Annotated in this window: 7 protein-coding genes; 6 read left to right on the top strand and 1 reads right to left on the bottom strand. The window is 69.7% G+C overall.

Annotated elements, in window-relative coordinates:
* Positions 1–60: 60 nt before the first annotated feature.
* From uvrB to ACFT55_RS15715, 3 genes are all read left to right on the top strand, one after another.
* Positions 61–2,175 carry an excinuclease ABC subunit UvrB gene (gene uvrB / locus ACFT55_RS15705; protein WP_380244774.1) on the top strand — a complete coding sequence of 705 codons (2,115 nt, stop codon included), beginning with the start codon at positions 61–63 and terminating at the stop codon, positions 2,173–2,175.
* 224 nt (positions 2,176–2,399) lie between these two features.
* Positions 2,400–3,413: a TerC family protein gene (locus ACFT55_RS15710; RefSeq protein ID WP_380244775.1), complete on the top strand. Its 1,014-nt coding sequence runs from the start codon at positions 2,400–2,402 to the stop codon at positions 3,411–3,413.
* Positions 3,410–4,477, top strand: a complete 1,068-nt coding sequence (locus ACFT55_RS15715) for a TerC family protein (protein WP_380244776.1) — start codon at positions 3,410–3,412, stop codon at positions 4,475–4,477. The genes ACFT55_RS15710 and ACFT55_RS15715 overlap by 4 nt, the downstream gene beginning before the upstream one ends.
* 130 nt (positions 4,478–4,607) lie before the next feature.
* Here the strand turns inward: ACFT55_RS15715 and ACFT55_RS15720 are convergent, their stop codons facing one another.
* Entirely contained in the window at positions 4,608–4,904 is a 297-nt protein-coding gene (locus ACFT55_RS15720; RefSeq protein WP_380244777.1) for a YciI family protein, read from the bottom strand.
* A gap of 174 nt (positions 4,905–5,078) precedes the next feature.
* On the opposite strand from ACFT55_RS15720, the gene uvrA reads away from it, so the two are divergent.
* The 3 genes from uvrA (at position 5,079) to ngcE (ending at position 10,355) form a co-directional block, all read left to right on the top strand.
* Complete coding sequence (uvrA, locus tag ACFT55_RS15725) at positions 5,079–8,114, top strand: excinuclease ABC subunit UvrA (protein WP_380244778.1); 3,036 nt, start codon at positions 5,079–5,081, stop codon at positions 8,112–8,114.
* Between the two features lie 17 nt (positions 8,115–8,131).
* Positions 8,132–8,650 (top strand): OsmC family protein, encoded by a 519-nt coding sequence (locus ACFT55_RS15730; RefSeq protein WP_380244779.1) that lies wholly within the window; start codon positions 8,132–8,134, stop codon positions 8,648–8,650.
* A 262-nt stretch (positions 8,651–8,912) separates the two neighbouring features.
* Positions 8,913–10,355: an N-acetylglucosamine/diacetylchitobiose ABC transporter substrate-binding protein gene (gene ngcE, locus ACFT55_RS15735; protein WP_380244780.1), complete on the top strand. Its 1,443-nt coding sequence runs from the start codon at positions 8,913–8,915 to the stop codon at positions 10,353–10,355.
* Positions 10,356–10,420 lie beyond the last annotated feature (65 nt).

Genomic DNA, 10,420 nt, shown 5'->3' on the forward strand with positions numbered 1-10,420 from the left:
GCGGAGCACCGGGCGCGCCCGCGCCCGGTGCGTGTCAGGGGGTCGCCGTACGGTGGTGGCATGCGACCTGTGACCGACCTGCAGCGTGCGGTGGCCCCCTTCGAGGTGGTGTCCGACTACCAGCCCTCGGGTGACCAGCCGACCGCGATCGCGGACCTGTCCGCGCGCGTGCGGGCGGGCGAGAAGGACGTGGTCCTCCTGGGCGCGACCGGCACGGGCAAGAGCGCGACGACGGCGTGGCTCATCGAGAAGCTGCAGCGCCCCACCCTGGTCATGGCGCCCAACAAGACGCTCGCGGCGCAGCTGGCCACGGAGTTCCGGGAGCTGCTGCCGAACAACGCCGTCGAGTACTTCGTCTCGTACTACGACTACTACCAGCCCGAGGCGTACATCGCGCAGACGGACACCTACATCGAGAAGGACTCGTCGATCAACGACGAGGTGGAGCGCCTGCGGCACTCCGCCACGTCGTCGTTGCTCACGCGACGGGACGTCGTCGTCGTCGCCTCGGTGTCGTGCATCTACGGCCTCGGCACGCCGCAGGAGTACGTGGACCGGATGGTGCGGCTCGACGTCGGGGACGTCGTCGACCGCGACGACATGCTGCGGCGCTTCGTGCAGATGCAGTACACGCGCAACGACATGGCGTTCACGCGCGGCACGTTCCGGGTCCGGGGCGACACGGTCGAGATCATCCCGGTGTACGAGGAGCTCGCCGTGCGCATCGAGATGTTCGGCGACGAGATCGAGTCGATCCAGACGCTCCACCCGCTCACCGGCGAGGTGATCCGGTCGGAGCAGAGCGTCTACCTCTTCCCGGCCACGCACTACGTGGCGGGTCCGGAGCGCATGGAGCGGGCGATCGCCGGCATCGAGGTCGAGCTCGCGGACCGCCTGGCGGAGCTGGAGCAGCAGAACAAGCTGCTGGAGGCCCAGCGGCTGCGCATGCGCACCACCTATGACATCGAGATGATGCGCCAGATCGGCACGTGCAGCGGGATCGAGAACTACTCCCGGCACATCGACGGGCGCGAGCAGGGCTCCCCGCCGAACACGCTGCTCGACTACTTCCCCGAGGACTTCCTGCTCGTCATCGACGAGTCCCACCAGACCGTGCCGCAGATCGGCGCCATGTTCGAGGGCGACATGTCGCGCAAGCGGTCGCTCGTCGAGCACGGGTTCCGGCTGCCCAGCGCGATGGACAACCGGCCCCTGCGGTGGGAGGAGTTCGTCGAGCGGATCGGCCAGACGGTCTACCTGTCCGCGACGCCGGGGGACTACGAGCTGTCGATGTCCGACGGCGTGGTCGAGCAGGTCATTCGGCCGACCGGCCTCGTCGACCCGCAGGTGATCGTCAAGCCGACCACCGGGCAGATCGACGACCTCCTGCACGAGATCCGCGAACGGGTCGACAAGGACGAGCGGGTGCTCGTCACGACGCTGACCAAGAAGATGGCCGAGGACCTCACGGACTACTTCCTGGAGAAGGACGTGCGGGTGCGGTACCTGCACTCCGAGGTGGACACGCTGCGCCGGGTGGAGCTCCTGCGCGAGCTGCGGCTGGGGGAGTACGACGTGCTCGTCGGCATCAACCTCCTGCGCGAGGGCCTCGACCTGCCCGAGGTGTCGCTGGTCGCGATCCTCGACGCGGACAAGGAGGGGTTCCTGCGCTCGGAGCGGTCCCTCATCCAGACCATCGGCCGCGCGGCCCGCAACGTCACCGGCGAGGTGCACATGTACGCGGACAAGGTGACCCCGGCGATGCGGTACGCGCTCGACGAGACCGACCGGCGCCGCGCCAAGCAGGTCGCGTACAACACCGAGCACGGGATCGACCCGCAGCCGTTGCGCAAGAAGATCGCCGACGTCACGGACATGCTCGCCCGCGAGGACATCGACACCGCCGAGCTGCTGTCCGGCGGGTACCGCAAGTCTCCCGCCACCGGCCAGGGTCGCGGGCGGGCCCCCGTGCCGGGGTCGCCGAAGGAGGGCGCGACGACGGGCAACCGCCTGGCGGGCGCTGCGGCAGGCGAGCTCGCCGAGCTGATCCAGGAGCTGAGCGACCAGATGCACGCCGCGGCGGCAGAGCTGCAGTTCGAGGTGGCGGCAAGGCTGCGCGACGAGATCGGCGGCCTGAAGAAGGAGCTCCGGCAGATGCAGGCCGCCACCGCCTGAGGCGGGCGCTGACCAGCGGGTCCGCGCTCCGGCGAGCGCGGAGGGCCGGGCCCGTGTCTCATGTAGGGTATGCGGGTTGGAGGGGAGTACCCCGCCCACGATGAGGTCGTCATCACGTCCGGCGCCGCCGCCGGACCGGCCTCTTCGGCCCGGACGCACGGCGCGCAGCCCGTCCGGGTGGGGAAGACCTCCGGTGCTCAGTGCTACGTACCGGAGGCTTGCCAGTGAACGTTCCTTTGTGGGTGTGGGTCATCACCGTCGTCGTCATCCTCGCGATGCTCGCCGTCGACTACGTCGGTCACGTGCGGACCCCGCACGCCCCGACGCTCCGTGAGTCCGCCACGTGGTCCCTCGCCTACGTCGCGGTCGCGGTGGTGTTCGGAGTCATCGTCTGGCTCGTGTGGGGCGGCGAGTACGGCGGGGAGTACTTCGCCGGGTACATCACGGAGAAGTCCCTCAGCGTCGACAACCTGTTCGTGTTCGTCCTGATCATGACGAGCTTCCGGGTGCCGCGGGAGTACCAGCAGCGGGTGCTCCTCATCGGGATCACGATCGCGCTCGTGCTGCGCACGGTCTTCATCGTCGCGGGCGCCGCGATCATCGCCAACTTCGCCTGGGTCTTCTACGTCTTCGGCGCGTTCCTCATCTGGACGGCGGTCGCCCAGGCCCGGTCGGGCACGGGGCACGACGAGGAGTGGAACGAGAACGGGGTGCTGCGCCTGACGCGGCGCCTGTTCCCAACGACGGAGACCTTCGTCGGCGACAAGATGGTGGCGAAGATCGACGGGCGGCGCTACATCACGCCGATGCTCATCGTGATGGTCGCGATCGGCAGCGCGGACCTGCTGTTCGCCGTCGACTCGATCCCCGCGATCTTCGGCCTCACGCAGGAGACCTACCTCGTGTTCGCGGCGAACGCGTTCTCGCTGCTCGGCCTGCGCCAGCTCTACTTCCTCGTCGACGGTCTGCTCGACCGGCTCGTCTACCTCAACTACGGGCTGGCCGCGATCCTCGGCTTCATCGGTGTCAAGCTGGTGATCCACGCCCTGCACACCAACGAGGTGCCGTTCGTCAACGGCGGGCAGCACGTGGAGGCGATCCCCGAGATCCCGACCACCGTGTCCCTCGCCTTCATCGTGGTGGTGCTCGCCGTCACGACGATCGCCTCCCTCGCGCGCGACCGGCGTGACCGCCAGGTCCGGGCGGCGGCGACATCCACCACCGAAGGAGATGCATGACCCACGAGCTGCCGTTCTGGTTCGAGGCGGCGTCGCTCGCGGCGCTGATCGTGCTGCTGGCCGTCGACCTCGCGATCGTGGGCCGCCGCCCACACGTGCCGAGCATGAAGGAGAGCGGCCTGTGGGTCGCGTTCTACGTCGGGCTGGCGGTGGTGTTCGGCCTGATCGTGCTGGCCGTCGGGGGCGCCGCTCCGGCGGGAGAGTTCTACGCGGGGTGGCTCACCGAGTACTCGCTGAGCGTCGACAACCTGTTCGTGTTCGTCATCATCATGTCGCGCTTCGCCGTGCCCAAGCAGCACCAGCAGATGGTGCTGATGGTCGGCATCATCATCGCGCTGGTCCTGCGCGGCGCGTTCATCCTGGCGGGCGCGGCCATCCTCGAGCAGTTCGTGTGGGTGTTCTACCTCTTCGGCGCGTTCCTCATCTACACCGCGATCAAGCTGGTCGCCGGCGACGACGAGGACGAGTACAAGGAGAACGTCGCCATCCGCATGCTGCGGCGGGTGCTGCCGCTGAGCGAGAAGTACGACGGCGGCAAGGTCCGCACGGTCGTCGACGGCAAGAAGCTGTTCACCCCGATGCTGGTCGTCTTCGTCGCGATCGGCTCGACCGACCTGCTGTTCGCGCTCGACTCGATCCCCGCGATCTTCGGCCTGACGAAGGACCCGTTCATCGTCTTCACCGCGAACATCTTCGCGCTCATGGGGCTGCGCCAGCTGTACTTCCTCCTGGGCGGCCTCCTGGAGCGGCTGGTGTACCTGCCGATCGCGCTCGCAGTCATCCTCGGGTTCATCGGCGTCAAGCTCATCCTGGAGGCGCTGCACACCAACACGCTGCCCTTCCTCAACGGAGGGGAGCCCGTCGCGTGGGCGCCCGAGATCCCGATCTGGCTGTCGCTGGTCGTCATCCTCGGGTCGATCGCGATCGCGACGGTCGCGAGCCTGGCCAAGACGCACCGGACCTCGGTCGTGTCGGCGCAGGAGGCCGGGCAGGAGGACGCCCAGGAGGTCGAGGAGGAGAGCGCCGAGCCGACGCCGTCCGGGCCGGAGGCCCCCGGCCGCTGACAGCCGCAGTCAGCCGCTGACAGCCGCTGACTGCCTGGCCGACGACCACGGAAGGCCCCGGACGGCTCGTCGTCCGGGGCCTTCCTCGGTCCTCCGGCTCTGCGGGTCGGTCAGGCCGGCGCGCAGGCCGTCAGGCCGCGAAGCCGCCGACCACGGGGACGAACTCGCGCGCCGCGCGGTGCGCGACCAGCCCCTCGCGGTGGAACGGGTCGTCGGCGAGCAGCTCCAGCGCGGCCGTGGCGTCGTCGGCCTCGACGACGAGGAGGGCCCCGCGCGGCTCGCCCTCGGGGGTGGCGGGCAGCGGGCCGGACACGTGCAGCGCGTTCCGGTCGTGCAGGCCCTGCAGGAACTCCCGGTGCTCGGGCCGGACCGCGTCGAGGCGGTCGGGGTCGGCGACGTAGACGTAGGTGACGGCGAAGACGGACATGGCCGTATCCAAGCACCCCGTGCCGTCCTGTGCGCGGTCCTGTGCGGACCCGTCCGTGCCGCGGCGACGCGCGTCGTCGTGGGACGCGCCGCTGGGGCGGGTGTGACCGGACAGACGCTCCGCAGGGCATAGAACGCCTGTACGAATGTCGGCCACGCGACGTAGGATGCCCGGGTGAGCAACCGCCTCGTCATCTCCGGCGCCCGCGAGCACAACCTGCGCAACGTCGAGCTCGACCTCCCGCGTGACGAGCTCATCGTCTTCACCGGCCTGTCGGGCTCCGGCAAGTCCTCGCTGGCATTCGACACGATCTTCGCCGAGGGGCAGCGGCGCTACGTGGAGTCGCTCTCCGCGTACGCGCGCCAGTTCCTGGGCCAGATGGACAAGCCCGACGTCGACTTCATCGAGGGGCTGTCGCCCGCCGTGTCGATCGACCAGAAGTCGACCAACCGCAACCCCCGGTCGACGGTGGGCACGATCACGGAGGTCTACGACTACCTCCGTCTGCTGTTCGCCCGGGCGGGCACGCAGCACTGCCCCGTGTGCGGTGAGCCCGTGCGCTCGCAGACCCCGCAGCAGATCGTCGACAAGCTGCTGGAGCTGCCGGAGGGCACCCGCTACCAGGTCCTCGCGCCGGTGGTGCGCGGGCGCAAGGGCGAGTACGCCGACCTCTTCGCCGAGCTGCAGACGCAGGGCTTCGCCCGCGCGCGGGTCGACGGCGAGGTGGTCCAGCTGACCAGCCCGCCCGCGCTCGAGAAGAAGCTCAAGCACGACATCGAGGTGGTCGTCGACCGGCTCGTGTCCCGCGAGGGGGTGCAACGGCGACTCACCGACTCGGTCGAGACCGCCCTGCGGCTCGCGGGCGGCCTCGTGATGGTGGAGCTCGTCGACGCCGACACCGACGACCTCGACCGGGTGCGCAAGTTCTCCGAGAAGCGGGCGTGCCCCAACGACCACCCGCTGGCGCTGGACGAGATCGAGCCCCGCACCTTCTCCTTCAACGCCCCGTACGGCGCCTGCCCGGAGTGCACGGGAATCGGCTTCCGCCTCGAGGTCGACCCCGACCTCGTCGTGCCCGACGAGGAGCGCACGCTGCGCGACGGCGCCGTCGTGCCGTGGGCGCTGACGTCGTCGGAGTACTTCGAACGGGTGCTCACCGCGCTCGCGGAGGAGATGAGCTTCTCCATGGACGTGCCGTGGCGCGCGCTGCCGCAGCGCGCCCGCGACGCGATCCTGTTCGGCCGCAACCACCAGGTGCATGTGCGCTACAAGAACCGGTGGGGGCGCGAGCGCCAGTACTCCACGGGCTTCGAGGGCGCGGTGACCTTCCTGGAGCGGCGGCACCGGGAGACCGAGTCCGACTGGTCCAAGGAGAAGTACGAGGCCTACATGCGCGAGGTCCCGTGCCCGGTGTGCTCGGGCGCGCGGCTGAAGCCCGAGGTGCTCGCGGTCACGGTCGGCGGCAAGTCGATCTGGGACGTCTGCCGGCTGCCGATCGACGAGGCCAAGCACTTCCTCGACGGCCTGGAGCTGGGGGAGCGCGAGCGGGCGATCGCGACCGAGGTGCTCAAGGAGATCCATGCGCGGCTCGGCTTCCTGGTCGACGTCGGTCTGCACTACCTCTCCCTCGAGCGCCCGGCCGGCACGCTGTCCGGCGGCGAGGCGCAGCGCATCCGCCTGGCGACCCAGATCGGGTCGGGCCTGGTCGGGGTGCTCTACGTGCTGGACGAGCCGTCCATCGGGCTGCACCAGCGCGACAACCGCCGCCTGATCGAGACCCTCACCCGGCTGCGCGACCTGGGGAACACACTGATCGTCGTGGAGCACGACGAGGACACCATCCGCGCCGCGGACTGGATCGTCGACGTCGGGCCCGGGGCGGGAGAGCACGGCGGCCGTGTCGTGCACTCGGGCGACTACGCCGGCCTGCTCGAGGCCGAGGAGTCCATGACGGGCGCCTATCTGTCCGGCCGGCGCTCGATCGCGCTGCCGGCCGAGCGTCGCGCCACGGACCCGGGTCGCGAGGTGACCGTCGTCGGCGCGCGGGAGAACAACCTGCGGGGGATCGACGTCTCGTTCCCGCTCGGCGTGCTCACCGCGGTGACCGGCGTCTCGGGCTCGGGCAAGTCGACCCTCGTGAACTCGATCCTGCACACGGTGCTCGCGAACGAGCTCAACGGCGCCCGCCAGGTCGCGGGGCGGCACACCCGGGTGACGGGGGTCGACCAGCTGGACAAGGTGGTGCACGTCGACCAGGGGCCGATCGGGCGCACGCCGCGGTCCAACCCCGCCACGTACACCGGGGTGTGGGACCGGATCCGCAAGATCTTCGCGGAGACCGAGGAGGCCAAGGTCCGTGGCTACGGTCCCGGGCGGTTCTCCTTCAACGTCAAGGGCGGCCGCTGCGAGGCGTGCGCCGGTGACGGCACGCTGAAGATCGAGATGAACTTCCTGCCGGACGTCTACGTCCCGTGCGAGGTGTGCCACGGGGCCCGGTACAACCGCGAGACGCTCGAGGTGCACTTCAAGGGCAAGACCGTGGCGGACGTCCTCGACATGCCGATCGACGAGGCCGCGGAGTTCTTCGCCGCGTTCCCGGCGATCTCGCGCTTCCTCACCACGCTGGTCGAGGTGGGGCTCGGTTACGTGCGGCTCGGGCAACCGGCCCCGACGCTCTCGGGCGGCGAGGCGCAGCGCGTCAAGCTCGCGAGCGAGCTGCAGAAGCGGTCCACGGGACGCACCATCTACGTCCTGGACGAGCCGACCACGGGCCTCCACTTCGAGGACATCCGCAAGCTGCTCGGCGTGCTGCAGTCGCTCGTCGAGAAGGGCAACACGGTCCTGGTGATCGAGCACAACCTGGACGTCATCAAGAGCGCGGACTGGGTCGTCGACATGGGCCCCGAGGGTGGCTCCGGCGGCGGCACCGTCGTCGCTCAGGGCACGCCCGAGGAGGTCGCCCGCGTCGAGGCCAGCCACACCGGGCGCTTCCTCGCGAGCATCCTCGACGAGCACCCGGCGGTACCCACGGCGTCCCGCGCCTCGGCGCGCAGCGCGGCCGCGACCTCGGCGTCCTCCGCGCCGCGGGCTCGAGCCTCGGCGAAGAGCACGGGGAAGGCCAAGGGCACCGCGACGACGGGCGCGGCCAAGGGGAAGGGCGCGAAGGAGAAGGGCGCCACGAAGCGGTCCGGAGGGCGCAGCGCGGCCTGAACCCCTACCGTGTGGGCATGGGTGCGCACCACAACTACGCCGTCACCGTCGCTTGGCCCGACACGCCCGACACGCCCGACACGCCCGGCGGTGGCGACGCGGCGACGACGTCGTACACCTCGTACTCGCGCGACCATCGGGTGCTGGTAGCAGGCAAGCCTGCGCTGGCCGGCAGTGCCGACCCGACGTTCCGCGGCGACCCGGCGCGGCACAACCCCGAGGAGCTCTTCGTCGCGAGCCTGTCCCAGTGCCACATGCTGTGGTTCCTGCACCTCGCGGCGGAGTCGGGCCTCGTCGTCCGGGAGTACGTGGACGAGACCACGGGCACGATGCGCGTGGAGTCGCGGGGCGAGGGGCAGTTCACGGACGTCACGCTGCGCCCGCGCGTCACGGTCGACGCCGGGCCGCAGGCCACCGACGAGGCCGTCGCCGGCCTGCACCACCGCGCGCACGCGCTGTGCTTCATCGCGCGATCGGTGAACTTCGCGGTCCTCGTCGAGCCCGCGCCGCTGCGGCTCTCGACGCCCGCAGCCTGACGGCGGGACCCCTTCCGACCGGGTGATCTATTCCAGTACGGTCACAGGACCGTGTTGCCTGTTGACGTGGCGACGCCGCGTGAATATTTTCCACTCCATCGCTCCGATGGAGGAGAGATATTTCCGTGAGCGTCGCGACCCCCGCACGCTCGCAGACGCGCGAGACGAGGAGGTCGGCGCAAGCAGCCCCGCGCGGGGCAGGGCAGGCACCGGTTGACGGGGCGTCGCGAGGCGCAACCTGACACGAAGGGCATCTACGAGGATGACCAGCAACATCACCACCAGCAACGACACCACTCCCGAGCCCAGCCGTCGGTCCGTTCTCCGGGCCGTCATGTTCACGGCCGCCGCGGTCCCGTTCGGCCTGCCCCTGGCGGCATGCGCCACGGGCGGCGGCAGCAACGACGACGAGAAGTCGGCGTCGCCGACGGGCAACGCCGACCCGAAGAACCCGTTCGGCATGGCGGAGAACACGACGGTCGACGCCGTGATCTTCGACGGCGGCTACGGCGTCGACTACGTCGAGTTCGCCGGCAAGGTCCTGGCCGGCCTGCACGCCGGGTCTTCCGTCAAGGTCTCGCCCTCCACGCAGATCGCCACGGAGCTCCAGCCGCGGTTCGTCGGCGGCAACCCCCCGGACCTGATCGACAACTCCGGTGCGCAGGCGATCGGGTTCAACACCATCCTCGACCAGCTCGAGGACCTCACGGACGTGATCGACGCGCCCAACGTCGAGGGCACGACCATCCGCGACACCCTCTACGAGGGGGTGCTCGCGCCGGGCACGTACGGGGACAAGTTCGCCGCCCTCAACTACGTGCTCACCGTGTACGGCGTCTGGTACTCGGGGAAGCTCTTCGAGGACAACGGCTGGCAGCCGCCGGCCACCTGGGAGGAGGCGAAGGCCCTCGGTGCGGAGGCCAAGAAGGCCGGCAAGTACCTCTTCCTGTGGGGCACCGAGGCCGCGACCTACTACCAGACCCTGGCCATCGAGTCGGCGATCAAGGAGGGCGGCGACGAGGTGCGCCTCGCGCTCGAGAACCTCAAGCCCGACTGCTGGTCGAACGACGCCATCCAGGCGACCTTCTCGATCATGAAGGAGATCATCGACGCGGGGTACTTCAAGCCCGGCGGTTCGGGGACCCAGTTCACCGCGGCGCAGGCGCAGTGGAGCAACAAGATGGACGCGCTCCTCTACCCGTCCGGCTCGTGGATCGAGAACGAGATGAAGGACCAGACGGCGCCGGACTTCCAGATGAAGGGCGTGCCGAGCTTCTCGGTCACCTCCAGCCCGGCGATGCCGGCGACGGCGCTCCACTCCACCGCGGGCGAGCCGTTCATCGTGCCGACCAAGGCCAAGAGCGTCGCGGGCGGCAAGGAGCTGCTGCGCGTCATGCTCTCGAAGGAGTCCGCGACGAACTTCTCCAAGGAGAAGCTCGCCCCGACCATCGTCAAGGACATCGTCCCCGCGGACGGGTTCGGTTCGACGGCGCTGGTGTCCCAGACCGACATGCTGAGCGCGGCCGGGACCGACATCTTCACCTTCAACTTCGTCAACACCTACGGCATGAACCAGGAGCAGCTGCCGATCTGGAACTCCTTCCTGGACGGGAAGAAGTCGGTGGCCGACCTGACGAAGGAGCTGCAGGCGATCACCGACCGCATCGCCAAGGACGACACCATCGACAAGATCGAGGTTTCATGACCGCCATCCCCGGCGCCGGGCGGGTTCTGCCCACCGACGAGGGAACTCTTGCGGGGCCCGGCAAC

The organism is Isoptericola sp. NPDC057191, assembly GCF_042670225.1.
In the GTDB taxonomy this organism is placed as follows: Bacteria; Actinomycetota; Actinomycetes; order Actinomycetales; family Cellulomonadaceae; genus Isoptericola.

What these genes read in the sequence shown, in the direction of transcription:
- uvrB (WP_380244774.1), top strand. Translation starts at nt 61, where the DNA reads ATGCGACCTGTGACCGACCTGCAGCGTGCGGTGGCCCCCTTCGAGGTG.
- ACFT55_RS15715 (WP_380244776.1), top strand. Translation starts at nt 3,410, where the DNA reads ATGACCCACGAGCTGCCGTTCTGGTTCGAGGCGGCGTCGCTCGCGGCG.
- ACFT55_RS15720 (WP_380244777.1), bottom strand. Translation starts at nt 4,904, where the DNA reads ATGTCCGTCTTCGCCGTCACCTACGTCTACGTCGCCGACCCCGACCGC.
- ACFT55_RS15730 (WP_380244779.1), top strand. Translation starts at nt 8,132, where the DNA reads ATGGGTGCGCACCACAACTACGCCGTCACCGTCGCTTGGCCCGACACG.
- ngcE (WP_380244780.1), top strand. Translation starts at nt 8,913, where the DNA reads ATGACCAGCAACATCACCACCAGCAACGACACCACTCCCGAGCCCAGC.